Annotated in this window: 24 protein-coding genes; 11 read left to right on the top strand and 13 right to left on the bottom strand. The window is 73.8% G+C overall.

The genetic code is table 11. The annotated features are described in order from the left end of the window. Positions 1-65: 65 nt before the first annotated feature. Positions 66-1,538 (top strand): MFS transporter, encoded by a 1,473-nt coding sequence (locus IHE55_RS08035; RefSeq protein ID WP_307826564.1) that lies wholly within the window; start codon positions 66-68, stop codon positions 1,536-1,538. A 154-nt stretch (positions 1,539-1,692) separates the two neighbouring features. On the opposite strand, the gene IHE55_RS08040 is transcribed toward IHE55_RS08035, so the two are convergent. From IHE55_RS08040 to IHE55_RS08055, 4 genes are all read right to left on the bottom strand, one after another. Next, a complete protein-coding gene (locus tag IHE55_RS08040; RefSeq protein ID WP_197988388.1) occupies positions 1,693-2,022 on the bottom strand; it encodes a hypothetical protein in 330 nt (109 codons plus the stop codon). 48 nt (positions 2,023-2,070) lie between these two features. Then, positions 2,071-2,838: an N-acetyltransferase gene (locus IHE55_RS08045; RefSeq protein ID WP_197988389.1), complete on the bottom strand. Its 768-nt coding sequence runs from the start codon at positions 2,836-2,838 to the stop codon at positions 2,071-2,073. Positions 2,839-3,128: 290 nt separating this feature from the next. After that, positions 3,129-4,613, bottom strand: a complete 1,485-nt coding sequence (locus IHE55_RS08050; protein WP_197988390.1) for an insulinase family protein — start codon at positions 4,611-4,613, stop codon at positions 3,129-3,131. Between the two features lie 198 nt (positions 4,614-4,811). Beyond that, positions 4,812-6,194 (bottom strand): glycine--tRNA ligase, encoded by a 1,383-nt coding sequence (locus tag IHE55_RS08055; protein WP_197988391.1) that lies wholly within the window; start codon positions 6,192-6,194, stop codon positions 4,812-4,814. 258 nt (positions 6,195-6,452) lie between these two features. Here IHE55_RS08055 and IHE55_RS08060 point away from each other — a divergent pair, with 258 nt between their 5' ends. From IHE55_RS08060 to IHE55_RS08075, 4 genes are all read left to right on the top strand, one after another. Continuing rightward, positions 6,453-7,442, top strand: coding sequence for a metal ABC transporter substrate-binding protein (locus tag IHE55_RS08060; RefSeq protein WP_197988392.1), 990 nt, complete (start codon positions 6,453-6,455; stop codon positions 7,440-7,442). Between the two features lie 5 nt (positions 7,443-7,447). Next, positions 7,448-8,233, top strand: a complete 786-nt coding sequence (locus tag IHE55_RS08065; RefSeq protein WP_197988393.1) for a metal ABC transporter ATP-binding protein — start codon at positions 7,448-7,450, stop codon at positions 8,231-8,233. Then, positions 8,233-9,141 (top strand): metal ABC transporter permease, encoded by a 909-nt coding sequence (locus tag IHE55_RS08070; protein ID WP_197988394.1) that lies wholly within the window; start codon positions 8,233-8,235, stop codon positions 9,139-9,141. Before IHE55_RS08065 ends, IHE55_RS08070 begins: the two co-directional genes overlap by 1 nt. 217 nt (positions 9,142-9,358) lie before the next feature. Continuing rightward, positions 9,359-9,781: a Fur family transcriptional regulator gene (locus IHE55_RS08075; RefSeq protein WP_197988395.1), complete on the top strand. Its 423-nt coding sequence runs from the start codon at positions 9,359-9,361 to the stop codon at positions 9,779-9,781. A 91-nt stretch (positions 9,782-9,872) separates the two neighbouring features. Here IHE55_RS08075 and IHE55_RS08080 read toward each other — a convergent pair whose 3' ends face one another. The 4 genes from IHE55_RS08080 to IHE55_RS08095 are packed head-to-tail and all read right to left on the bottom strand — an operon-like array spanning position 9,873 to position 12,595. Beyond that, the gene (locus IHE55_RS08080) at positions 9,873-10,727 is read right to left on the bottom strand and encodes an isoprenyl transferase (protein WP_197988396.1); all 855 of its coding nucleotides are present in this window, start codon (positions 10,725-10,727) and stop codon (positions 9,873-9,875) included. A gap of 45 nt (positions 10,728-10,772) precedes the next feature. After that, positions 10,773-11,519: a DNA repair protein RecO gene (recO, locus tag IHE55_RS08085; protein WP_197988397.1), complete on the bottom strand. Its 747-nt coding sequence runs from the start codon at positions 11,517-11,519 to the stop codon at positions 10,773-10,775. A gap of 4 nt (positions 11,520-11,523) precedes the next feature. Continuing rightward, positions 11,524-11,733 carry a DUF397 domain-containing protein gene (locus IHE55_RS08090; RefSeq protein WP_197988398.1) on the bottom strand — a complete coding sequence of 70 codons (210 nt, stop codon included), beginning with the start codon at positions 11,731-11,733 and terminating at the stop codon, positions 11,524-11,526. A gap of 10 nt (positions 11,734-11,743) precedes the next feature. After that, positions 11,744-12,595, bottom strand: a complete 852-nt coding sequence (locus IHE55_RS08095) for a helix-turn-helix domain-containing protein (protein ID WP_197988399.1) — start codon at positions 12,593-12,595, stop codon at positions 11,744-11,746. A gap of 167 nt (positions 12,596-12,762) precedes the next feature. On the opposite strand from IHE55_RS08095, the gene IHE55_RS08100 reads away from it, so the two are divergent. Continuing rightward, complete coding sequence (locus IHE55_RS08100; protein WP_197988400.1) at positions 12,763-13,179, top strand: ATP-binding protein; 417 nt, start codon at positions 12,763-12,765, stop codon at positions 13,177-13,179. 81 nt (positions 13,180-13,260) lie between these two features. Here the strand turns inward: IHE55_RS08100 and IHE55_RS08105 are convergent, their stop codons facing one another. The 3 genes from IHE55_RS08105 to IHE55_RS08115 all read right to left on the bottom strand — a co-directional run bounded on the left by IHE55_RS08105 (position 13,261) and on the right by IHE55_RS08115 (position 16,951). Beyond that, a complete protein-coding gene (locus tag IHE55_RS08105; protein ID WP_197988401.1) occupies positions 13,261-14,805 on the bottom strand; it encodes an AMP-binding protein in 1,545 nt (514 codons plus the stop codon). Positions 14,806-14,893: 88 nt separating this feature from the next. Further along, positions 14,894-15,781: a LysR family transcriptional regulator gene (locus IHE55_RS08110; protein ID WP_197988402.1), complete on the bottom strand. Its 888-nt coding sequence runs from the start codon at positions 15,779-15,781 to the stop codon at positions 14,894-14,896. A 276-nt stretch (positions 15,782-16,057) separates the two neighbouring features. After that, positions 16,058-16,951 carry an aldo/keto reductase gene (locus tag IHE55_RS08115; protein ID WP_197988403.1) on the bottom strand — a complete coding sequence of 298 codons (894 nt, stop codon included), beginning with the start codon at positions 16,949-16,951 and terminating at the stop codon, positions 16,058-16,060. An 87-nt stretch (positions 16,952-17,038) separates the two neighbouring features. Between IHE55_RS08115 and IHE55_RS08120 the strand changes: the two genes are divergently transcribed. The 5 genes from IHE55_RS08120 (at position 17,039) to IHE55_RS08140 (ending at position 20,711) form a co-directional block, all read left to right on the top strand. Then, positions 17,039-17,410, top strand: a complete 372-nt coding sequence (locus IHE55_RS08120) for a MerR family transcriptional regulator (RefSeq protein ID WP_197988404.1) — start codon at positions 17,039-17,041, stop codon at positions 17,408-17,410. Between the two features lie 503 nt (positions 17,411-17,913). Next, positions 17,914-18,117 carry a cold-shock protein gene (locus IHE55_RS08125; RefSeq protein ID WP_197988405.1) on the top strand — a complete coding sequence of 68 codons (204 nt, stop codon included), beginning with the start codon at positions 17,914-17,916 and terminating at the stop codon, positions 18,115-18,117. Between the two features lie 302 nt (positions 18,118-18,419). Next, the gene (locus tag IHE55_RS08130) at positions 18,420-19,907 is read left to right on the top strand and encodes a DEAD/DEAH box helicase (protein WP_197988406.1); all 1,488 of its coding nucleotides are present in this window, start codon (positions 18,420-18,422) and stop codon (positions 19,905-19,907) included. A 72-nt stretch (positions 19,908-19,979) separates the two neighbouring features. Further along, positions 19,980-20,258, top strand: coding sequence for a CBS domain-containing protein (locus IHE55_RS08135; RefSeq protein ID WP_372442639.1), 279 nt, complete (start codon positions 19,980-19,982; stop codon positions 20,256-20,258). 144 nt (positions 20,259-20,402) lie between these two features. Further along, positions 20,403-20,711 carry an SCO5918 family protein gene (locus IHE55_RS08140; RefSeq protein ID WP_197988408.1) on the top strand — a complete coding sequence of 103 codons (309 nt, stop codon included), beginning with the start codon at positions 20,403-20,405 and terminating at the stop codon, positions 20,709-20,711. 514 nt (positions 20,712-21,225) lie between these two features. Here IHE55_RS08140 and IHE55_RS08145 read toward each other — a convergent pair. Next, complete coding sequence (locus IHE55_RS08145) at positions 21,226-21,573, bottom strand: MerR family transcriptional regulator (protein WP_197988409.1); 348 nt, start codon at positions 21,571-21,573, stop codon at positions 21,226-21,228. Between the two features lie 719 nt (positions 21,574-22,292). Further along, a complete protein-coding gene (locus tag IHE55_RS08150) occupies positions 22,293-23,570 on the bottom strand; it encodes an MFS transporter (RefSeq protein WP_197988410.1) in 1,278 nt (425 codons plus the stop codon). Positions 23,571-23,734: the final 164 nt, after the last annotated feature.

A 23,734-nucleotide genomic window follows, 5' to 3' on the forward strand; every position in this document is an offset into this window, starting at 1 on the left:
TGGTACCTGGTTGAGCGAGCCACGACCGTGGAGGGGTGAGCGATATCCGTGTACGTCCCCCCGCTGTGAACGTGCCCTCCGTCCGGCCGCCCGCGGCCGCCGCCCTGTCCCCGGTGGGCCTGGCCACCGTGCTGATCGGTGCCGCGCTGCCGCTGATCGACTTCTTCATCGTCAACGTCGCGCTGCCGGCCATGGGCCGGGACCTGCGCGCCGGTGAGGCGGTGCTGGAGCTGGTGGTGGCCGGTTACGGCGTGGCGTACGCCGTGCTGCTGGTCCTCGGCGGGCGGCTCGGCGACTCCTTCGGCCGCCGCCGGCTCTACCTGACCGGGATGGCGGCGTTCGGGGTCACCTCGCTCGCCTGCGGGCTGGCGCCGGACGCCTGGACCCTGGTGGCCGCCCGGGTGGCGCAGGGCGCCGCGGCGGCGCTGCTGCTGCCGCAGGTGCTCGCCACCATCCACGCCACCACCAGCGGCCCGCGCCGGGCGCGGGCACTGAGCCTGTACGGGGCGACCGCCGGGCTGTCCATGGTGGCCGGGCAGATCCTGGGCGGGCTGCTGGTGGCCGCCGATGTGGCGGGCACCGGCTGGCGCGCGGTGTTCCTGGTGAACGTGCCGGTCGCCCTGGTGGGGCTGGCGCTGGCCCTGCGTACCGTCCCGGAGACCCGCTCCGAGCGTCCGGCCGGGGTGGACGTCCCCGGCACGCTGCTGCTGGCGGCCACGCTGATCGCGCTGCTGCTGCCGCTGACCGAGGGCCGGGCGGCCGGCTGGCCGGTGTGGACCTGGGTGTCCCTGGCGCTGTTCCCGCTGCTGGCCGCCGCCTTCTGGACGGTGGAGCGCCGCGCCGACCGCGCCGCGGCGCGGACCGGCGGGCCGGCCGGTGACGGGGCCCGGGCCGGTGGCGCGGGCGGCTCCGGCCGGGTGCCGCTGGTGCCGCCGAGCCTGTTCGAACTGCCGGGTCTGCGCCGCGGTCTGGCCCTGATCCTGCCGTTCTCGATCGGTTTCGGCGGCTTCATGTTCGTGATCGCGGTGGCGCTCCAGCAGGGGCTGCGGTACGGCCCGGTGGCGGCCGGGCTGGCGCTGGTGCCGATGGCCGTGGCGTTCTTCACCGCGTCCCTGGTGCAGCCCCGGCTGGTGGCCCGGTTCGGCGGCGCGGTGGTGACGGCCGGCGGCCTGGTCCAGGCGCTGGGGCTGGGGCTGCTGGCGGTGACGGTGGCGCGCGGCTGGCCGGGGCTGTCCGGCTGGGAGCTGCTGCCGGGGATGCTGCTGGCCGGGCTGGGGCAGGGCTTCCAGCTGCCGGTGCTGTTCCGGATCATCCTGGCGGACGTGCCGGCCGAGCGGGCCGGCGTGGGCAGCGGGGTGCTGGTCACCGCCCAGCAGGCCGCCCTGGCGCTGGGCGTGGCGACCCTGGGCACCCTCTTCCTCTCCCTGGAGCCGTCGGTCGGCATGCGCGACGCCCTGGTGTGGACGCTCGGCGCCCAGCTGGCGGCGGTCGCGCTGACGGTGGGCCTGAGCCTGCGGCTGCCCCGGTCGCTGACCTGACGGCCCGGCCGGCCGGCGACTGGCCCGGGGCGAACGGGACCGGGCGGAGCGGGACCGGGCCCGGTGGGCGGTGCGGCCCGGGGCCGCGTGCGGGTGTGGCCGTCGTCCGCCCGCCCCCCCGCCCCTGCCGGGCGGGGCCCCGGCCCGAACCCGGTCAGCCGCGCGGTCCGCCGCCCGGCCAGGTGCTCGGCGCGATGTCCACCACCCGGTGCAACTCCTCCCGGCCCGCCCCGCCCGACGCCTGCACCGAGATGCCGTACGACACCATCGCGAGGTAGCGGGCCAGGTCGCCCGCATCGACGTCCTGGGGCAGGTCGCCCTCCCGCTGGGCGCGCTCGAACCGCTCGCCCGGTTCCTCCTCGCCGTCGCGGAGCCGGTGCACCGGCTCCGCGCGCATCTCCGCCCCCTGCCGTCCGGTGGTCGGGGCGCCCTGCACGACGAGGCAGCCGCCGGCCGGGTTCTGTTCCGAGGTGGTGACCTCCACCCGACGGTGACGGTACGGGCCGGTGACGGTCCCCCTGGCCGGGCCGGCTCAGCCGGCCGACCCCGGGACGGTGTGCCGGACCCAGACGTTGGGCTCGACGTAGACCGCCCGGTCCAGCGCCGTGTCGCAGACCACCGGCACCAGGGCGCCGGGCACCTCGACCGCGCCGTCGCGGTCGAACGGCAGGCCGGTCCACCGCCGCCACTGGTCGAGCGACCCGCTGACCGTCATGGAGGCCGGCGCGATCTTCTCGATGGTGCCGCCGGCCTTGACGTGCACCCGCAGCCACGGGTCGGCCGGCAGCCCGTCCTCGCGCCGCCGGCGCAGGTACTCGGCCATCGGGACGTGCGGCTCCCGGTGCTTGGCGTTCGGGCGGACCGGGGCCATCAGGGCGGTGTGCCCCTGGGCGCCGGCGGCGGCCCGCATCGCGGCCAGCATGCGGTACGACAGTCCGCGGCCGAGGTGGGCGTTGTCCACCGTGATCTCCAGGGCGCTGACGACGGTGGCCGGACGCCCGTGCCGCAGGTCGGAGAACGCCCAGCTCAGCACCCGGTCCCAGCCCTGGTCCGGGGTCTCCTCCCGGCCCTCCGCCGCGCCGTTGAACGGCACGCTGAGCCCGCGCGCCACCACCCGGTCCCCCTCGGTGGCCACCACGCAGTACTCCGGGAAGTCCTCGGCCACCCGGCTCCACAGGGCGGCGGCCACCAGGTCGTGGGCGACGAAGACCGGCCAGGACTCGTCGATCAGGTAGATCCCCGGGGTCAGCGACGGGCGTTCGGCGAGCGTGGTGATGCGGATGTCGTCATGTTCGGTCACGGCGGAGCACCCTGCCACATCCGCACCCGCCACGACCAGGGGTTTTCCCCCGGCCGACCCGCCGCTCCCCGCCCCGGCCGGCTCCGGACAGGACCGCCGACCGCCTTCCCCCGAGGGGCCCGGGGAGCTCTCCGGGGCCGGGAGCCGGTCCGGGCCCGGGGAGCCGGGTGGTGTCCGTCGGAGCGGGTGCCGGCCCCACGTCCCCGGCCCACGTCCCCGGCCCACGTCCCCCGGTCCCGTCACCGGCCCGACCGGGCCCGCTCCGCCGCGGGGCGGAACCGCGACGCCGGTCAGTCGTCCCGGTCGGCGAGGAGGCCGGACGTCTCGTAGCGCAGCGCCTCCGGTACGGCGGCGTCGATGGCGGCGACGGCCGGCCCGATCTTCGCCCACAGCTCCGGCACCACCGGGACGAGGCAACCGCAGGAGCCGAACACCACGCGGCCCGCGCCCCGCACCTCCACGCCCACGACCTCGTCGAAGGGCACATGGTGCACGTCGTGGCCGGCGTCGCGGCACCACAGTCCGGAGGGGCCGACGCCGAGCCGTGCCGCGCGGGCCTCCGAGGAGATGATCCGGTTGGCCAGCGAGGGCTTGAAGACCCGCACGTCGGACGGGAACGCGCGCGTGGCGGAGCAGGGGTCCTGGGCGAGGGAGGCGCCGTCGAGCCGCCGCAGCTCCACCTCCACCTCGCTCGGCACGACGAGCAGGACGGTGTCGAGCGCGCCGGTGAACGCCCGCCCCGCCTGTTCCGGGGTGACCTTCGCCAGGGCGTCCAGCCGTGTCCGCGCGTCCCGGTATTCGAGCCCGAACAGCAGGCACGCGGCGGCTTCGCCGAGTTCGGAGGGCACCGACCGCGGGTCGAGCCAGACCTCCCGGAACCCGGCCAGCTCCTCCGCGAGCTCCTCCTCGGTGACTCCGGCGCCCGCCATCCGCAGGGTCTCCTCCCACAGCAGCTCGGCGACGCGCTGTTCCTGGCCCTCCCGGGCGTCCAGGCACAGGAGGTACTCGCCCTGCCCCGCGCCCGTGGGGACGCGGGCGCCGTCCACCTCGTACGACAAGCCCTCCTGGTGCCGTGCCCGCTGCCGGAGCCGTTCCTGGAGCACGGCGTGGGCGAGCACCAGCGCGGGGTCGTCGGTGTCGCCGTGGAAGGCCAGGCCGGGCCCGGGTACCTCGGCCGGGAACCAGGCCGGCCCCGCCTTGCGCACCGGCTGTGCCGTGCCGCGGCCGGGCCGTGGGCCGCGTGGCAGCGGAAGGCGCAGGCCGGCCGGCGGCGGGCCGGTCAGCACCAGGACGGCGTTGTCCGCGTGGAAGTAGCGGGCGGCGATGTCACGGACGGCCTGGGCGGGGATGCGGTCGGGTCCCGGCCCGTCCCAGGAAGCCAGTCCGGCGCCGACCGTGCCGTACCGGAACGACAGCAGCTCCGCGCCGGTGGGGTCGATGACGCCGGCGCCCTCGGCGGCGAGCACCCCGGCCTCGCGCTCCATCCGGTCCAGCGGCAGCGCGGACAGCGCCTCGCAGACCCGGACCAGGAACTCCGTCACCTGCGCGGGGCTCCCCGACGCGGTGAACTCGGTGAGGGAGAGCGTGACCGACGCGTTGTGCTCGTGGTGGAGCCGCGGCAGCGTGCTCATCGCCAGGTGCTCGACGAGATGCGTCACTCCCAGGTGCCTGAACGACTCGTCACTCAGCCCGCACCCGAAGACGAGGGCGGCTTCGAGGGGGCCGGGGGCCTGAGTCCACAGAACGGTCACGCCGTCGATCACGTCACGCTGCATGGCGTGATCATATGTTCGACCCGCGCCGTGCTCGACGGCACACCGGCACGGCCCCGTCCCGCCCCCTGCCGCGCGGCACGCGGTCCGCCGCGCCGGACGCCCACGGCCCCGGTTCCACGCGGGAACCGGGGCCGTGGGGAGGCGGTCCGTCACCGGGGCCGCGCCGGGAGGACCGGCCGGGCCGGCGGGACGGCGTCGTCAGCAGCCGATGAGCCGGCCGCCGAGGTAGCTCTGGATCTGGTCCAGCGAGACCCGCTCCTGCTTCATGGTGTCGCGCTCGCGCACCGTCACCGCGTTGTCGTCCAGGGTGTCGAAGTCCACGGTGACGCAGAACGGCGTGCCGATCTCGTCCTGGCGGCGGTAGCGGCGGCCGATCGCGCCGGCGTCGTCGAACTCGATGTTCCAGTGCTTGCGCAGGTCGGTGGCGAGCCCCTTGGCCTTCGGGGACAGCTCCGGGTTGCGGGACAGCGGCAGCACCGCGACCTTGACCGGCGCCAGGCGCGGGTCGAGGCGCATCACGGTGCGCTTCTCCATCTTGCCCTTGGCGTTGGGCGCCTCGTCCTCGACGTAGGCGTCCAGCATGAAGGCGAGCATGGCGCGGTTGACGCCCGCGGCCGGCTCGATGACGTACGGGGTCCAGCGCTCACCGGCCTCCTGGTCGAAGTACGACAGGTCCTGGCCGGAGGCGGCGGAGTGCGCCTTGAGGTCGTAGTCGGTGCGGTTGGCCACGCCCTCCAGCTCGGAGAACTCGGTGCCGCCGAAGTTGAAGCGGTACTCGATGTCGGCGGTGCGCTTGGAGTAGTGGGAGAGCTTTTCCTTGGGGTGCTCGTACCAGCGGATGTTCTCCTCGCGGATGCCGAGGTCGCGGTACCAGTTCCAGCGCTGCTCCATCCAGTACTCGTGCCACTGCTCGTCCTCGCCCGGCTTGACGAAGAATTCCATCTCCATCTGCTCGAACTCGCGGGTGCGGAAGATGAAGTTGCCCGGGGTGATCTCGTTGCGGAAGGACTTGCCGACCTGGGCGATGCCGAACGGGGGCTTGCGGCGCGAGGTCTGCTGCACCTGCATGAAGTTGGTGAAGATGCCCTGGGCGGTCTCCGGGCGCAGGTAGGCGACCGAGCCGGAGTCCTGGGTGGGGCCGAGGTGGGTGGAGAGCAGGCCGGAGAACTGCTTGGGCTCGGTGAAGCCGCCCTTGTTGCCGCAGTGCGGGCAGTTGATGTCGGCCAGGCCGTTCTCGGGGGCCTTGCCGTGCTTGGCCTCGTACGCCTCCTCCAGGTGGTCGGCGCGGAAGCGCTTGTGGCAGGAGGTGCATTCGGTGAGCGGGTCGGTGAAGGTGGCGACGTGACCGGACGCCTCCCAGACCTCACGGGCCAGGATCACCGACGAGTCGAGGCCGACGACGTCGTCGCGCGAGGTGACCATGGAGCGCCACCACTGCCGCTTGATGTTCTCCTTCAGTTCCACACCGAGCGGCCCGTAGTCCCAGGCGGCCCGCTGACCGCCGTAGATCTCACTGCACGGGTAGACGAAGCCACGGCGCTTGCTCAGGCTGACGATGGTGTCGATCTTGTCGGCGGCCACGGTGCTCTCTTCATTGGTGACGACGGGTGGACAAGGACGGCGGCGGGTCGCACGGCACCGCGATGAGGCGCCCGGGAGGCGGGCGCGACATGCGCAGGGCGCGGAGCGCTCCGCCGGTGCCGGCGCCCGGGATAAAGACGGGCGGGCGAATGCTCAGGTTACCGGCGCGTGCACCCCTGGGATCAAATCGAATGGGGGCGAGCATCCACTGACCACTCTTGTTGACAATGGTTTCCAATTTTGTTGAAAATGAGAGTCATGAACGTACGCCGCCTCATACCCAGCACCGTCCTCGCCGGCGCCACCGCGCTCGGCCTGGTCGGTCTCACCGCATGCGCCGCCGACGAGTCGTCGGGGCGGACGAAGGACGGCAAACTGGACGTTGTGGCGTCGTTCTACCCCGTGCAGTTCCTCGCCGAGCGGATCGGCGGCGAGCACGTCGAGGTGACCGCCCTCACCAAGCCGGGCACCGAACCCCACGACCTGGAGCTCAAGCCCCGGCAGATCGGGCGGCTGAGCGAGGCCGGGCTGGTGGTCTACCTCAAGGGGGTGCAGCCGGCCGTGGACGACGCCATCGAGGAGAACGGCCCGGAGCACATCGCCGAGCTGTCCACCTTCACCGAGCTGGAGGAGCACGGCTCGGCGGTGGACGGCCACGGCCACGAGGACGAGGAGCACGGCGCGGACGAGCACGCCGAGGAGGGCCACGACCACGGCCACGACGGCGACGCCGACCCGCACGTCTGGCTGGACCCGGTGAAGTACGCCGAGGCCGCCGAGGGGGTCGGCAAGGCGCTCCAGAAGGCCGACCCCGACCACGCGGCCGACTACCGGAAGAACACCGCCGGCCTGGTCCGGGAGCTGCACGCGCTCGACACCGAGTTCAAGGAGGGCCTGGCCGGCCGCTCCTCGGACACCTTCATCACCACCCACGCGGCCTTCGGCTACCTCGCCGACCGCTACGGCCTGCGCCAGGAGGCCATCTCCGGGGTGGACCCGGAGTCCGAGCCGAGCCCGGCGCGGATCAGGGAGCTGCACGAGACCGCCGAGCACGAGAAGGTCGGCACGGTCTTCTTCGAGACGCTGGCCAGCGACCGCACCGCCAGGACCCTGGCGGACGACCTGAACCTGAAGACCGATGTGCTGGACCCGCTCGAAGGCATCACCGACCGGTCCCGCGGCGACGACTACTTCGCCGTCCAGCGCGCCAATCTCAAGGCCCTGCGCCAGGCGCTGGGCGCCAGGTGACCGACATGACGGAGGCGGCAGGTATGGAGGAGCCGGTCATATCCCTCAGCGGGGCGACCGCGTCACTGGGGTCCCGGCCCGTGCTGCGCGGGGTCGATCTGACCGTGCGCCGCGGCGAGGTCGTCGCGCTGCTCGGGGCGAACGGCTCGGGCAAGTCGACCGCGGTCCGCGCGGTGGTCGGCCAGGTGCCGCTCACCGCCGGTGAGCTGCGGCTGTTCGGCACGCCCCACCGGCGCTTCCGCGCCTGGGCGCGGATCGGCTACGTCCCGCAGCGCACCACCGCGGCCAGCGGGGTGCCGGCCACCGTGCGCGAGGTCGTCTCGGCCGGCCGGCTGGCCCGCACCCGGCTGCGCCCGCCGCGCCGGGCGGACCGGGAGGCGGTGCACCGCGCCCTGGAGCTGGTGGGCATGGCCGACCGGGCCCGGGACTCGGTCAACGCGCTCTCCGGCGGCCAGCACCAGCGGGTGCTGATCGCCCGCGCGCTGGCCGCCGAACCGGAGCTGCTGATCATGGACGAGCCGATGGCCGGCGTGGACCTGGCCAGCCAGGAGATCCTCGCCGGGACGCTGCGCGAGCAGGTCGCGGCCGGCGCCACGGTGCTGCTGGTGCTCCACGAGCTGGGCCCGCTGGAGCCGCTGATCGACCGCGCGGTGGTGCTGCGGGACGGCTGCGTGGTGCACGACGGCCCGCCGCCGCGGGCCGTCGGCCAGCACGCGCTGCCCGGCCACGACCATGTGCACCCGCACGCCCCGCACCACGACGAACCGATCCGGACAGGTCTGCTCAGCTGATGGAATTCCTCGACTACGCCTTCATGCAGCGGGCGCTGATCGCCGCCCTGCTGATCGGCGTCACCGCCCCCGCCGTCGGCATCTACCTGGTGCAGCGCCGGCAGGCGATCATGGGTGACGGCATCGGCCACGTCGCCCTCACCGGCGTCGCGCTGGGCTTCCTGACCGGCGCCAACCCGGTGTGGACCGCGGTCGCGGTCTCCACGCTCGGCGCGATCGTGATGGAGCTGATCCGCTGGTACGGCAAGACCCGCGGCGATCTGGCGCTGGCGATGCTCTTCTACGGCGGCATGGCCGGCGGCGTGCTGCTGATCAACCTGGCGCCGAACGGCTCCAACGCCAACCTCACCACGTACCTGTTCGGGTCGATCACCACGGTCTCCCAGGAGGACGTGGTGGCCATCACCGGGCTGGCCTTCTTCGTGATGCTCATCACACTCGGTCTGCGGCGGCAGCTGTTCGCCGTCTGCCAGGACGAGGAGTTCGCCCGGGTCACCGGGCTGCCGGTGCGGCTGCTCAACCTGCTGCTGGCGGTGACCGCCGCGGTGACCGTCACGGTCGCCATGCGGGTGGTCGGACTGCTGCTGGTCAGCGCCCTGATGGTGATCCCGGTGGCGGCCGCCCAGCAGGCCACCCGGGGCTTCGCGATGACCCTGGCGGCCGCCGTGACCATCGGGGTGACGGTGACGCTCTCCGGCACCGTCTTCTCGTACTACCGGGACGTGCCGCCCGGCGCGACCATCGTGGTCTTCGCCATCGGCGTCTTCGCCGTGGTCACCGCGCTCGCCGCGCCGCTGGCCAGGAGACGTGCCCGGCGGGCGGAGGTGCCCGGCCAGGGCTGCGACCTGGCCGGGACCGCGGCGCCCGGCGGCGCCGCGGAGGACGATGTGCAGGTGCGGCCCGGGTGACCCGTGGGCGGCGCCCGTCCCCCCGCGCGTACGGCCCGCGGCCGCGGCGCGGGGGCGCGGACGTGGTCCCTGGGTGCGGCCCGGCGCCGGGCCCCGGGGCGCGGGTGCCGTCCCCGCCCGTCCACTCGGGTCCGGCCCTGCCCCGGGTGGTCACCTGGCACAATGACCACGCAAGTGCGAACGGGTGAGTCGAGCAGGCGAGCTTGAGGAGGCAACTGTGGCGACCGCGGGTCCCCCGGTGCGCGGCCGGTCCACCAGGCAGCGCGCGGCCGTTTCGGCCGCGCTGGACGAGGTGGACGAGTTCCGCAGCGCGCAGGAGCTCCACGACATGCTCAAGCACAGAGGCGACTCGGTGGGCCTGACCACGGTCTACCGCACGCTGCAGTCGCTGGCCGACGCCGGCGAGGTGGATGTGCTGCGCACCTCCGACGGCGAGGCCGTCTACCGCCGGTGCAGCAGCGACGACCACCACCACCACCTGGTCTGCCGCAGCTGCGGCAAGGCGGTCGAGGTGGAGGGCCCGGCCGTGGAGAAGTGGGCCGACTCCATCGCCGTCGAGCACGGCTTCGTGGACGTGGCGCACACCATCGAGATCTTCGGCACCTGCGGCGAGTGCGCGGCCGAGGCCCGGAAGGGCTGACGCCCGGCAGCGGACACCGGCGGGCCGTGGCTGCCCGCACCCGATGGGTGCGGGCAGCCACGGCCCGTTGTCGTTCCCCGGCGCCCCCGGCTCAGCCGGAGACCGCCTCGCCCCGCGCCGCGCCGCCCTCGCCCGGCCGCACCTCGTTGGGCAGGGCACCGCCGAACCGGCGGTCCCGGGAGGCGTACTCCACACAGGCCCGCCACAGGTCTCGCCGGTCGAAGTCCGGCCACAGCACGTCCTGGAAGACCAGCTCGGCGTACGCGCTCTGCCATATCAGGTAGTTGGAGGTCCGCTGCTCTCCGGACGGCCGCAGGAACAGGTCCACGTCCGGCATGTCCGGGTAGTACAGGTAGCGGGCGAGGGTCTTCTCGTTGACCTTGGACGGGTCCAGCCGGCCCGCCTTGACGTCCTCCGCCAGCGCCTGGGCGGCGTCCGCCAGCTCCGCGCGCCCGCCGTAGTTCATGCAGAAGTACAGCGTGAGGCGGTCGTTGTCCTTGGTCTGCTCCTGCGCTATCTGGAGCTCCTTGGCGACCGACTTCCACAGCTTCGGCATCCGGCCCGCCCAGCGCACCCGCACCCCGAGCGCGTCGAGCTGGTCGCGGGACTTGCGGATGAAGTCGCGGTTGAAGTTCATCAGGAAGCGGACCTCGTCCGGCGACCGCTTCCAGTTCTCGGTGGAGAAGGCGTAGAGGGAGACGTTCCCCACACCCATCTCGATGGCGCCCTGGAGCACGTCGAGGACCTGCTCGGCGCCGACCTTGTGCCCCTCGGTGCGGGGCAGGCCGCGCTGCTTGGCCCAGCGGCCGTTGCCGTCCATGACGATGGCCACGTGCTCGGGGACCAGCTCACCGGGGATCCTCGGCGGCCGTGCGCCGGACGGGTGCGGGTCCGGGGCCCGGTAGTCGCGCCGCTGCCGGCCACCCAGTATTCCGCGTCGTGCCATTGCCGGGCTCGTCTCCTCTGTCGCTACTGTCCGTACGCTCTGCGGCTACTGCTCCACGTACCGGAGCGAGCGCAGACCCCGCTCCAGGTGCCAGTGCAGATACGCGGCCACCAGACCGCTCCCCTCCCGGGCGTGGCGCGGCTCGCACGCGTCGGCCGTCGTCCAGTCCCCGGTGAGCAGCGCGCCGAGCAGCGTCAGCGTCTCCGCCGAGGGTACGACGCTACCGGGCACCCGGCAGTCACCGCATACCACGCCGCCGGAGCCCACCGAGAAGAATCGGTTCGGCCCCGGCATTCCGCACTTCGCGCAGTCGTCGAAGCTGGGGGCGTACCCGTTGACGGCGAGCGACCGCAGCAGGAAGGCGTCGAGCACCAGGTGCGGCTCGTGCTCCCCCGCCGCGAGCGTGCGCAGGCCGCCGACGAGCAGCAGGTACTGCTGCACGGCCGGCTCGCCCTCGTGGTCGGTGAACCGCTCGGCGGTCTCCAGCATCGCGGTGCCGGCGGTGTACCGGGCGTAGTCGGTGACGATCGCGCCGCCGTACGGGGCGATGGTCTCGCTCTGGGTGCACAGCGGGAGCCCGCGGCCGATCAGCTCGCTGCCGCGGGCGAAGAACTGCACGTCCACGTGGCTGAAGGGTTCCAGCCGGGCCCCGAACTTCGACTTCGTGCGGCGCACCCCCCGGGCCACGGCGCGTACCCGGCCGTGACCACGGGTGAGCAAGGTGATGATCCGGTCCGCTTCGCCGAGCTTCTGGGTGCGCAGCACGATGCCGTCGTCGCGGAACAGACTCATGCGGTCATTGTCCCGCACGCCTCAGATGATCGAATCCACCGGCCCGCGCGGTGCGGAGGAGGCCGCCGAGGGCGGCGGGGGTGGTGGTGATCACGTGCGCGGGGTCGTCGCTCTCCCGCAGGAGTATCGCGGCGGGGGCGGTGCTGGCCAACTGGAGGCAGTTGTTCTCGGTCGCTCCGGAGTACGAGGACTTCCGCCACTGTATGTACGACATCTCTCCGCCTTCAGAGTTGGTGGGCGATGGAGTGGATGAAATCGCGAGTGTCCTCGGGAGTAAGCGCCTTCTCTTCCACTCGGTCCAAGATCAGCCGGTAGTTGGCGAGCAACGTCTCCGCGTCCACCAAGGCCACACCCGTTGCCACGTCCAGCTGAACCGTATCGAGCCGTGGTACCGGGCCCGCCACGTAGAGGATGGAGCTGTCGGCTGCCGGAAAGCCTCCGGCAGAGAACGGAACCACTCGTACAGTGATGTTCTCGCGCTCTGACGCTTCGAGGACATGCTCCAACTGCTCCCGAGCGACCTCAGCCCCTCCGAATTCCATGCGAAGCGCAGATTCATGAATCAGGAAGGTGCAGGACGGAGGCTCGTTCCGGTCCAACACGTCGCGGCGGCGCAGTCGATGCGACAGGCGACGCCGTATCTGGACCGGAGTGGGCTCAGGCACCGCCATCGCGAACAGCGTTTTGGCGTAGGCCTCCGTCTGAAGTAGCCCAGGCATGTACATCGGCTGGTAGCTACGGAGGCTTTCGGCGTGGTGTTCAAGCTCTGCGAGGTCGAGGACACCGGCACTCAGCGTGCCCCGGTACTCCTCCCACCAGCCGTTGACGCGCTCCGTCGCCATGGCCGCAAGCGCGTCAACGTACGCCTGGTCCCCGCACTGGTAGATGGCTGCCAGCGCTCGGACCCGCTCCTCGCTCATCCCCAGCCGCCCGGCTTCCATGTTGCTGATGCGGGTTCTGTCAGTACCCAGCTGCTGACCCGCTTGCACAACGCTCATCCCGGCGTGCTCACGCATCTTGCGCAGCTCCGCTCCAAGGCGCCGCTGGCGGGCAGTTGGAGCTGTCCTCGGCGACATGCAGTTCCCTCCCTGGTGCTTCCGTCGCACAGTGTCGCGGGGCATGTTCCCTACGTCTAATCAGTGCACTCGTTCATGAGTTCTCAGTGCACGGGTGCACTCACCTGCCCTATGGTCAGGATCGCACAGCGCAACGGAAGAAACACGCCGCGTTGGGAGACATCGCCATGTCCGCACTCAGCAACATCACCCCCCTCTACCGGCTCAGCGCCCCGAACCACCCCTCCAGTCCCCGCGTCTGCCGGGAGACCGTCGCCGCCGTGCTCCAGGCCACCGGCGCCACGGCCCTGGTGGACACCGCGCGGCTGCTCGTCTCGGAGGCGGTGACCAACGTCCACCGGCACGCCGAGCACACCCGGGCCATCCACATCGACGTGCTCGTCCAGGACGGCGCCGCCGTCATCGCCGTGAAGGACAACGACCCGGACGGGGTGCCGTTGCGGCGGCCGGTGAATCCGCACGGGGAGGGCGGGCGGGGGCTGCTGCTGGTGGAGGAACTCGCGTACCGCTGGGGCGTCACCTGGCTCGGCGGGGAGGAGACCGACCGCAAGCAGGTCTGGTTCGAACTGCGCGCCCCCGAGTGACGCCGACAGGGCCGGGCGCCGGGGCCAGCGCCGCCCGGCCCGTCCGTAGCGCCCGGCCCGTTCGCGCCGGTGGCCGGCCGGTCAGCCGGTCAGCCGGGACCGCAGCAGCCGGCGGTCCGGCTTGCCCGCCGCCGTGAGGGGGATCTCCGGCACCAGGTGCAGCGCCTCGGGCGCGTACATGCGCCCCTTGCGGGCGGTGACGAACTCCCGCACCTCCGCCAGGGCCGGCCGGTGCCCGGCGGCGGGCACCACGGCGGCGTGCACGTGCTCCGCCGACTCCGCGTCCCGGACGCCGAAGACCACGCACTGGGCCACGGCCGGATGGCTCAGCAGCAGGCCCTCCAGCTCGGCCGGGTAGACGTGGCCCCCGACGACCACGATCATCTCCTTGATCCGGTCCACGATGTACAGCCGGCCGTCCTCGTCGAGGTGGCCCACGTCCCCGGTGTACACCCAGCCGTCCCGCAGCACCTCGGCGGTCAGCTCCGGCCGCTTCCAGTAGCCGGACATCACGTACGGGGAGCGCACCACCACCTCACCCCGCTCCCCGGGCGGCAGGACCGCGCCGCCGGCGTCCCGGACGGTGATCTCCACGCCGGGCATCGCCCGGCCCACCGTCGGCTCCCCGCCCGGCCCGGTCACCTCCTGGTCCTCGGGGCCGGCCTCGGTGATGTACTGCGCCTCGGCCTGCCCGTACCAGCTGTACAGCACCGGCCCCAGCGCCCGGACCGCCTGCCGCAGCCGGGCCGGGGAGGCCGCGGTACCGCCGTAGGTGACCCGGCGCAGGCTGGACAGATCGGTGTCCGGCAGGGCCGGGTGGTCCAGCAGCCGGTACAGCAGCGGCGGCAGCAGCCAGGTGTGGGTGACGCGTTCGCGCTCGATCGTGGCGAGCACGTCGCCGGGCTCGAAGCCGTGCCGCAGCACCACGTCGCCGCCCTGGTACAGGGTCAGGTCGGTGAGGATGCCGGCGAGGTGGGCGAGCGAGGTGCAGGCCAGGTAGCGGGGCGGGGTGCCGACGCCGGAGATCCCGTACTCCAGGGTCTGCCGGTACGCACCGTGCGACATCCGGATGCCCTTGGGCACCCCGGTGGTGCCGCCGGTGTGCCGGACGCACCAGTCGTCGTCCGGGCCCGCCGGGCAGCGCAGCACCCGCGCCGGGCGCCCGGCGGCCGCGGCCAGCACGTCCTCGGCGAACCCGGCCGGGCCCAGGGAGAGCGTCCCGGGCATGCCGCCGAGAGCCGCCAGCTCCCGCGCCTCCCGGTGCCGTCCGGCGTCCACCAGCACCAGGGTGCAGTCCACGCTCGCCATGATGCGGGCCGTGACCGGCGGACTCATCCCCTCGTACAGGGAGACCACCCGGGCGCCGGCCAGGTTGGCGGCGTAGCGGGCCACCAGGGCCTCGGCGGTGTTGCCGGTGAGCAGGGCGACCGTGGCGCCCGGACCCGTGCCGCGCTCCGCCAGCTCCCCGGCGAGCCGGTACACCTGGTCCCGCAGCTCCTCCGCGCCGATCACCCGCCCCTCGGCGGTGGTGACGGCCGCCCGCCCCGGATCGGCGGACAGCACCTCCAGGACGGCCTCCGCATAGTCACCGGACCGCTCCCCCGGTGCCTTCCGCTGCCCGCTCATCGGCGTGCTCCCTCCATCGCGACGGGGTGGACGCCATGGACGCTAGTGTCGTCCGCTCATGCCTTCCACGACCGGTTCCGCCATGTGCTCATGCCTCACCGAGCATGTTCCGTTCCGTGATCAGCGTGCGGAACTCGCGGGCGGCCGGGGAGAGATACGCGTTCCGGCGCCACACCAGGGTCAGCGTGCGGTGGCAGTCCGGGGCGTCCAGCCGCAGCCAGGCGACCGGGCCGGTGCCGCCGAGGGCCCGCCGGGCGACCGCCGGCATCAGGCCGATGCCCTGCCCGGTGCCGATCAGCTCCGGGGTGGCGGCCGCCTCGTCCCCCTCGCAGACCACCCGGGGGGTGAGCCCCTCGCGGGCGAACAGCCGCTCCAGCAGGGCGCGCTGCCAGTGCCCGGGGCGGGTGCTGACGAACTCCTCGGCGGCCAGTTCGGCCACCGTGACGCGCTCCCGCCCGGCCAGCCGGTGATCCGGCGGCACCGCCAGCAGCACCTCCTCCCGGGCCAGTTCCACCGAGCACAGGTCCGGCCCGACCAGCGGCTGGGAGGCGAGCGCGAAGTCCACCTCGGCGGCGCGCAGGTGCCGCCGCATGGCGTCCACCGGGGCCTGGAACAGGCGCACCCGCACCCCGGGCCGGCGCGCCCGGAAGGCGGCGAGCGCCCCGGCCAGCTGCAACAGGGTCTCGGCGGCGACGGCGACCCGGCCCGGCCCGTCGCCGGCCGCCTCGGCCATCTCCCGCCGCCCGTCGTCGAGTTCCGCCAGGGCCCGCTCGACCCGCCGCAGGAAGGCCGCGCCGTGCTCGTTGAGCCGTATCCGGCGGCCCTGGCGGTCGAAGAGCGGCACGCCCAGCTCCGACTCCAGCCGGATGATGGTCCGGCTCACCGAGGGCTGGGCGACCCGGAGTTCCTCCGCGGCCCGGCTGATGTGCTGGTGGCGGGCGACGACCTGGAAGTAGCGCAGCGCGAGCAGATCCATGGCGGTAGTCTCACCGGCCCTGCCGGGCGGCGGCCGGGGGCGGGCGGGTCGCCGGGCCGGTGGCGGTCGGTGGCAGGGCGGGCCGAGGCCGGTGGTACCGCGGTGGCCGGACCGGATGGCCGGGCCCGGTGGCGGGCCGGGGTCGGTGGCCGGGGCCGGGCGGCCGTTCCCGCGACGGGCCCGGCCACCCCGGAAGCCCGGCCTCACGACGGGCCCGCCCCCACGGCCTCACGCCGCCACGGCCTCACGCCGCCACGGCCTCGTACCGCCACGGCGTCACGCCGCCACGGCCTCGCGCCCCAGCCGGGCGAACTGGTCGTCGCTGAGCCGGACCGTGAGCGCCCCGGTGTTCTCCGCCAGGTGCGCGGGGGACGAGGTGCCGGGGATCGGGATCACGTTGGGGGCGCGGTGCAGCAGCCAGGCCAGCGCGGCCTGGGAGGGGGTCGCGCCGGTCTCCCGCGCCACCGTCGCCAGCGGGCCGTCCGGGTCGGCGTGGCCGCCCATCGCCACCGGGAAGTAGGGGACGAAGGCGATGCCGCGCCCGGCCGTGTGGTCGATCACCGCGTCGTGGCCGCGCTCGGCGAGGTTGTACACGTTCTGCACGGCCGCGACGGGCACGATCGACTCCGCCTCCGTCAGCTGCTCGACGGTCACCTCGGAGAGGCCGATGTGGCGGACCTTGCCCTCCTCGCGGAGCTGCCGGAGCGCGCCGAGCTGGTCCGCGAGCGGGTAGTCCGGGTCGATGCGGTGCAGGTAGAACAGGTCGATCCGGTCGGTGCGCAGCCGGCGCAGGCTCAGTTCGGCCTGCTGCCGCAGGTAGGCGGGGTGGCCGTGGGTGACCCACTCGGTGGGCGACGGCCGCAGCACCCCGGCCTTGGTGGCGACGACCACGCCGTCGCGGTACGGGTGCAGCGCCTCGGCGAGCAGCTCCTCGTTGGCGCCGAGGGCGTACGCGTCGGCGGTGTCGAAGAGGTTCACGCCGAGGTCCACGGCCTCGCGCAGCAGGGCCACCGCCGCCGCGCGGTCGGTGGGCGCCTCCCAGATGGCGGCCGTGGCGCCGCGGCGGGCCTCGGGGGCGCCGGCGAGGCGCATCGCCCCGTAGCCGATCCGGCGCACCGGGAGGTCGCCGCCGAGGTGGAATACGGTCGTGTCGGTCGAGTGCTTGTCCATGCCGGAGACGGTAGGAACTCACACCGGTGTGAGCTTCAAGAGGATGTGACGGGCTTCACAGGAGCCCAGGGCGGAAGGGGGTTCCCGGTGAAGATCGGTGAGCTGTCGCGGGTCACCGGGGTCAGCGTCCGGCTGCTGCGGTACTACGAGGAGCAGGGGTTGCTCACCGCGCACCGCACCGCGGGCGGCCAGCGTGCCTACGCCGCCGACGCCCCGGAGGTGGTCCGCCGCATCCGGGTGCTGCTCGGCGCCGGGCTGCCGACACGGGTGATCCGCCCCATCCTGGAGTGCGCCTGCGGCGGCGCGGCAGAGGTCGAGCCGTGCCTGGGCGACCTGCTGCGCGACCAGCTCGACGGGATCGACGCGCGGATCGCGGAGCTGCTCGCCGCGCGGGCGGCGCTCACCGGCCTGCTGGCGGAGACCGAGCGGGAGGCCGCCGCGGCGGCCCTGCCGGTGTGAGGGTCACCCCGGTCGCGGGTGACCTCCGCCACGCACCGCGGCACACCGCACCGCACCGCGCCGGCGGCCCGTCCGGTGGCCGCCGGGGCCCACCCGCGCCCGGCCCGGCACCGCCGGGAAACGCCCCCCCACCAGGCCCGCAGGGCCTCCCCGGCCCCGCCGCCCGGGTGTCGACCGGATGCGCGGAGCCGGCGGTCCCGGTGCCGGCGCGGTGGCGACGGCACCATATCTGCATCCGCCGGATGAGAATTTGGCGAAACACGCGGGCAAATTCCTTGCGGTATTGAGTGGAGCGTGATCATTCAACCAGCACCGGCCGCCGCGACGTGCTACTGTCGATTCCAGTTGCAGTTGTGGTTCCCGAATTTCAAGTGCTTCCCGGTCGGTCACCGTGCCGCCGGAAGTACTTTTTGATGCCGGTCTCATCCGGGCGGGGCGATCATCGCAGCGACCCGGTGTCCGCGCGGTGCGGATGCCGACTCACTGCCCCGAAGGAGACAGACATGGCTACCGGAACCGTGAAGTGGTTCAACTCGGAAAAGGGCTTCGGCTTCATCGAGCAGGACGGTGGCGGCCCCGACGTGTTCGCCCACTACTCGAACATCGCCGCCCAGGGCTTCCGTGAGCTGCTTGAGGGCCAGAAGGTCCAGTTCGACATCGCGCAGGGCCAGAAGGGCCCGACGGCCGAGAACATCGTTCCCGCCTGACGTCGGCGCGCGAACATAGCTCGCACACCGTAGCTGGGGCCCGCATCCTTCGGGGTGCGGGCCCCAGCTGCACGTGCTTCCCGCACCGGTTCTCCCCCGGGGAGAACCGCGGGAAGCCGCGGATCCGGCGCACCCGCACCATCCGCGCCCGCACTCTCCCCCGGGAACGCGCACCCGCTCATCCCCACCCGAGCGCCGCGCACTATTCACCCCAATCCCATTCGGCTTGTTCTTGCAATTCTCCACGCGCACCTCGCTGCGGGAATTCCTTGATACGCGCCGCATCGAGGAAGGTTCCGCATATGAACCGCACACGCACGAACGACCGATTCGCCCGCACTCGTCATCGCGGTGCCGAAGCGGGGAACAGCGGCAAAAGGTCCGGTGCACCGGACCGGGGCCGCTCCGGCAAGCCGGCCCGCTCCGGCGGCTCCGGCCGCCGTCCCGCCGCGCCGCAGGGTGAGTTCGCGCTCCCCGAGACGGTCACCCCGGCACTGCCCGCCGCGGCCGGCTTCGCCGAGCTGGCGATGCCCGCGGCGATGCTGGCCGAGCTGGGCGCGCAGGGCGTGACCGAGCCGTTCCCGATCCAGGCCGCGACGCTGCCGAACTCCCTCGCCGGCCGCGACGTCCTCGGCCGCGGACGCACCGGTTCCGGCAAGACCCTCGCCTTCGGGCTGGCCCTGCTGGCCCGCACCGCCGGGCGGCGCGCCGAGCCCCGGCAGCCGCTGGGCCTGGTCCTCGTCCCCACCCGGGAACTCGCCCAGCAGGTCACCGACGCGCTCACGCCGTACGCCCGTGCGGTGCGGCTGCGCCTGGCCACCGTCGTGGGCGGGATGTCGATCGGCCGGCAGGCCGGCGCGCTGCGCGGCGGCGCCGAGATCGTCGTCGCCACCCCCGGACGCCTCAAGGACCTCATCGAGCGCGGTGACTGCCGGCTGGACCAGGTCGCCGTCACCGTCCTCGACGAGGCCGACCAGATGGCCGACATGGGCTTCATGCCGCAGGTCACGGCCCTGCTCGACCAGGTCCGCCCGCAGGGCCAGCGGATGCTGTTCTCCGCCACGCTGGACCGCAACGTCGATCTGCTGGTGCGCCGCTACCTGAGCGACCCGGTCGTGCACTCCGTCGATCCGTCGGCCGGCTCGGTCACCACGATGGAACACCACCTGCTGCACGTCCACGGTGACGACAAGCACGCCGCCACCACCGAGATCGCCGCCCGCGACGGCCGCGTGATCATGTTCCTGGACACCAAGCACGCCGTGGACCGCTTGACCAGGCACCTGCTCAGCAGCGGGGTCCGGGCCGCCGCCCTGCACGGCGGCAAGTCGCAGCCGCAGCGCACCCGTACGTTGACGCAGTTCAAGAACGGACACGTCAGCGTGCTGGTGGCGACCAACGTCGCCGCGCGCGGCATCCACGTGGACGCCCTGGACCTCGTCGTCAACGTCGATCCCCCCACCGACCACAAGGACTACCTCCACCGCGGCGGGCGCACCGCCCGGGCGGGCGAGTCCGGCAGCGTCGTCACCCTGGTCACCCCGGACCAGCGCCGTGCCATGACGCGCCTGATGGCGGCGGCCGGGATCGTCCCGCACACCACCCGGGTCCGCCCCGGCTCCGAGGACCTGCGCCGCATCACCGGCGCCCAGACCCCCTCCGGCATCCCGGTCGTCATCACCACGCCGGTGGCCGAACGGCCCCAGCGCGCCGCCGCCTCCCGGGGCCGGCGCCGTCCGGGCCCGGCGACCCGGCGCACGTCCGCCCGGCGGTCGGGTGCCGCGGCCTGACACCGGCCGGCCCGGAAGCCGATCCACCCCTCCAGGAGGCACCGCTTGACGCTGGTCCGGACACATCATCGCTTGACGGGCACCGACGCCACGCACGGCACGGGCGCCGACGCCATGGACCCGGCCGCCTCGCAGGTCTGGGACGACATGACCGTCGAGGTGGCGCTCTCCGTCATGGCCGCCGCCCGCACCGGTCACCTCGTCGTCCGCGGCGAGGACGGCCGGCGCACCGACCTGGTGACCCAGGCCCGGCTCCTCGCCGTACGGGACGGGGCCGGATACACCGACCAGGTCCGCCTGCGCGACATCGCCGACGGCGGCGGACCGCCGCCCCGGCACGGAGCGCGGTGACCGGAGCCGGACACCCGGCGGGGCACCGGCGAGACCGGGACCCCGCCGATGGCCGGCGACGGCGGGGGGCGGGCGTCCGCGCCCTCCCCCACCGACCCCCTCCCCCTTCCCCCCTCCCGTTCCTCCTTCTCCCTGTGAGGCATCATGCGCTGCGTCATCGCCCGCTTCCCGTTCGAGCTCACCAAGGGCGGCGTGCTGGAAGCGATGAAGGACGTCAAGCCCGAGCCGGTCACCGGTGACTCCGTGATCATCGGGCGCCGCCATTACCCGGCCAAGCAGGTCGGCCAGGTCATCACCCGCCAGGACCGCCGCGATTTCAGCAGCGGTGAGGTCCTCCGGGCCATGGCCAAGCTCGGCTTCACCTGCCGCACCGCCACCACCGACGCGGTCCCGGCGACCACCGACCCGCTCCGGCGGGCCTCCGCGCTGCTCGGCGGCCCCGAAACCGCCTGATCCCGGCAGCCCGGGCGGCCCCGGCGGCCCTGGCGGCCGGCGGAAACGCGCGGCGGGCCGCCGGGCGGCGCGAAGCCGTCGGGGCGCCGGCCGACATCGGGGCGCCCCGGCCGTCGCGAGCCCTGGCCGTCGGCCCCCGGCCGTCATGCCTCGGCCGCCGGCGGGACCCGGGGCGATCCGGAGGGGTCGTGGGGCGGTCCCGGGCCGTCGGCGCGACGCGGACCGTCGGGCGGCCCCAGACCGTCGCGAGCCCCGGCCGCCCGGGCGGCCCCAGGCCGTCACGCCTCGGTCGGCGGCCGGACGCGGGCCTCGGGGCGGTCCCCGGCCGTCGGCGGACGTCGGGACGCGGGACCGTCCGGGGTCGAAGACGGAAGACGGGGCCGGACCGACCGGGGCGGGACACCGGCGGCACCGGCCCGGGGCGGTGCGAGCCGCCGGACCGGCCGACCCATGACGGCGGGGGCGGCGTGGTGTGGCGGCGCGGCGCGGGAGTCCCGGCCGCTCAGGATGCGGGTCAGGCGTCCGCCTGATGGCTGCCGGACCCGACGGTACCGCGCTCGCGGCGCAGCTCGTCGTTGATCCGGCGGGCCTCTTCGAGCTGGTCCTCCAGGATGATGATGCGGCAGGCCGCCTCGATGGCGGTGCCCTGATCCACCAGCTCCCGGGCGCGGGCGGCGATACGCAGCTGGTAGCGGGAGTAGCGGCGGTGACCGCCCTCGGAGCGCAGCGGTGTGATCAGCCGGGCCTCGCCGAGGGCCCGCAGGAAGGCGGGGGTGGTGCCGAGCATCTCCGCCGCCCGTCCCATGGTGTAGGCGGGGTAGTCGTCGTCATCGATCCGGTCGAGCGGTGTGTCTGCGGTCATCTGCACCTCTGTTCGGGGAAACGCGTCGAGGGGCCTTGGTGCCGTACGGCACCAAGGCCCCGAGGGATTTGTAACACCATCGGTCGGCCTACTGCGTGGCCGACCCTCTGTTTCCGCACCGGCCCCTGACGAAGGGCGCGGCGTGCGGGGATCGCGGATGCGTGACCGTGTGACCACCTTCCGTTCCGGGGCCTGCGGTACCCAGGCGATCCGTTCTCGCCCGGGCGATCCTGATGGCGTCCGCCTCCTTCTCTCTTTCTTCCGGTGAACCTCGTGTGATCGCGGAGCCCGCGCACCGCCGGCGGCCCTGCTACCCGGCCGCCGGGCCCGGCGGTCGGCGGGAGGACCATCGCAACCTGCTCGGCCCCACCACCCCACCGCCGTGCCGCGGCTTCAGCTCCGCATGCGGGCAGTTCGTCTCTGCCACGCCTCACTGACTCCCTGGCTACGATAAGTATGGTAGCCCCGTAGTCGACGAATTTCTACAGCGGCAACAACAGCTTTTGCTACGGACGGGTGAAAGGTTTCCCGCCGCCGGCGGCCGGGAGGTGATCACCCCCGCGCTCAGGACGGTCCGGACGGGCGCCGGACGGGGCGGACGGGGCGCCGGAGCCCGCGGCACCCGCGCCCGGACACGCCGGAGCCGGCGGCCGGCTCACCGCAGCCTGTGGCCCCCGGGTCCGGCGGGGCGCCGGGACCCGGGGGCGGACGCACGCCGGTCAGGAAGGGGCGGAGGCGCCGGAGTCCGCGGGCCGGTGCTCCGGGCCGCCGCGCGCCAGGGGCGGCGTGGCGACCCGCCGCAGCCGGCGGACCGGGCCCGTCACCAGCAGGGCCAGGGCGCCCGCCAGTCCGACCACGGCGGACAGGTGCAGCATTTCGTGCACGCCGACCAGGGCGCTCGCCGGACCGGCGATGGCCTGCCCGACGGGGACGGCCATCACCGAGCCGGCGATCTCGTAGGCGGTGACCCGGTTGAGCCGGTCCGGGGGGATCTGGGTCTGCACGCTGGTGGCCCACTGGACGCTCCAGAAGGCCCAGCCGGCGCCGGCGAACCCGTACCCGGCCAGCAGCAGCCAGAAGTCGGGCAGGGCGCCGGCGGCCAGCGGCATCAGCGGGAACAGCAGCATCGCCACGCCCCCGGCGAACAGCGGGCGGGCGGGGCGCAGCCGGATCGCGACCAGGCCGCCGACCACGTTGCCGACCCCGAAGACGGCCTCGGCCCAGCCGAAGGCGGCCTTGCCGTGGGCGTCCACGATGGAGGCCGCGCCCAGCGGGACGACCGGGCCGAAGACGAAGATGCCCAGCACCATCCAGATGAGGATCACCGACCACAGCCAGGCCCGGGAGCTGAACTCCTTCCAGCCGGCCCGCAGATCGGACAGCGTGGACCCGCCGCGAGCGGCGGTGAACGGCGCCAGCTTCAGCGCGGCCAGGCACACCGCGCTGACCGCGAACGTGGCGGCGTCCACCACGAACGCCCAGGCGGCCGAGGTGGAGGCGACGATGATGCCGGCGATGGCGGGGCCGCCCATCTGGGCCAGCCCCTGACTGACCCGCAGCACCCCGTTGGCCTGCTGCGGGTCCCGGGCCACCTGCGGGACCAGGCTGGACACGCCGGGCTGGAACATCGCGGTGGCCAGCCCGCCCAGCAAAGCCGTGGCGATCAGGAACCACAGCGGCGGGTGTCCGGCCCACATCCACGCGGCGATCCCCAACTGCAGGGCGCACCGCACCACATCGGAGCCGATCATCTGCGGGACCGGGTGGAACCGGTCGGCGAACACCCCGCCGAACACCACGAAGAGCGCGAACATCCCCGTCCAGGCACCCAGCACCACACCGACACCGGTGACCCCGTACCCGAGCGTCAGCACGGCGACCGAGACGGCGACCGGGGTCATCGCGTCCCCGAGCATCGACACGATGCGGGCGACGAAGTACAGCGAGAAGTTGCGGCTCCACAGCCGCGCGCCGGGCGCGGCGACAGGCGTCGTCATGGTGCGGGTACTCCAGGACTGGGGGGGACGGGCGGGGACGGTGACCGCCCGCACGGCGCCCCGCCGCGCGGGCGGAGCGCGCCCGAAGGGGCATGCCGGGAGACGGCGGGCCGGTACGGAGGCGGGGGGCCCGGACCGGCGACGGCGACGGCGGCGGGCGACCG

The organism is Streptomyces pactum (assembly GCF_016031615.1).
Classification (GTDB): Bacteria; Actinomycetota; Actinomycetes; order Streptomycetales; family Streptomycetaceae; genus Streptomyces; species Streptomyces pactus.

Bases quoted from the DNA above. Each gene is read 5' to 3' on its own strand.
- IHE55_RS08050 (WP_197988390.1), bottom strand. From the start codon at position 4,613: ATGCAGCGTGACGTGATCGACGGCGTGACCGTTCTGTGGACTCAGGCC.
- IHE55_RS08060 (WP_197988392.1), top strand. From the start codon at position 6,453: ATGAACGTACGCCGCCTCATACCCAGCACCGTCCTCGCCGGCGCCACC.
- IHE55_RS08065 (WP_197988393.1), top strand. From the start codon at position 7,448: ATGACGGAGGCGGCAGGTATGGAGGAGCCGGTCATATCCCTCAGCGGG.
- IHE55_RS08070 (WP_197988394.1), top strand. From the start codon at position 8,233: ATGGAATTCCTCGACTACGCCTTCATGCAGCGGGCGCTGATCGCCGCC.
- IHE55_RS08080 (WP_197988396.1), bottom strand. From the start codon at position 10,727: ATGGCACGACGCGGAATACTGGGTGGCCGGCAGCGGCGCGACTACCGG.
- recO (WP_197988397.1), bottom strand. From the start codon at position 11,519: ATGAGTCTGTTCCGCGACGACGGCATCGTGCTGCGCACCCAGAAGCTC.
- IHE55_RS08090 (WP_197988398.1), bottom strand. From the start codon at position 11,733: ATGTCGTACATACAGTGGCGGAAGTCCTCGTACTCCGGAGCGACCGAG.
- IHE55_RS08095 (WP_197988399.1), bottom strand. From the start codon at position 12,595: ATGTCGCCGAGGACAGCTCCAACTGCCCGCCAGCGGCGCCTTGGAGCG.
- IHE55_RS08100 (WP_197988400.1), top strand. From the start codon at position 12,763: ATGTCCGCACTCAGCAACATCACCCCCCTCTACCGGCTCAGCGCCCCG.
- IHE55_RS08105 (WP_197988401.1), bottom strand. From the start codon at position 14,805: ATGAGCGGGCAGCGGAAGGCACCGGGGGAGCGGTCCGGTGACTATGCG.
- IHE55_RS08110 (WP_197988402.1), bottom strand. From the start codon at position 15,781: ATGGATCTGCTCGCGCTGCGCTACTTCCAGGTCGTCGCCCGCCACCAG.
- IHE55_RS08115 (WP_197988403.1), bottom strand. From the start codon at position 16,951: ATGGACAAGCACTCGACCGACACGACCGTATTCCACCTCGGCGGCGAC.
- IHE55_RS08125 (WP_197988405.1), top strand. From the start codon at position 17,914: ATGGCTACCGGAACCGTGAAGTGGTTCAACTCGGAAAAGGGCTTCGGC.
- IHE55_RS08130 (WP_197988406.1), top strand. From the start codon at position 18,420: ATGAACCGCACACGCACGAACGACCGATTCGCCCGCACTCGTCATCGC.
- IHE55_RS08140 (WP_197988408.1), top strand. From the start codon at position 20,403: ATGCGCTGCGTCATCGCCCGCTTCCCGTTCGAGCTCACCAAGGGCGGC.
- IHE55_RS08145 (WP_197988409.1), bottom strand. From the start codon at position 21,573: ATGACCGCAGACACACCGCTCGACCGGATCGATGACGACGACTACCCC.
- IHE55_RS08150 (WP_197988410.1), bottom strand. From the start codon at position 23,570: ATGACGACGCCTGTCGCCGCGCCCGGCGCGCGGCTGTGGAGCCGCAAC.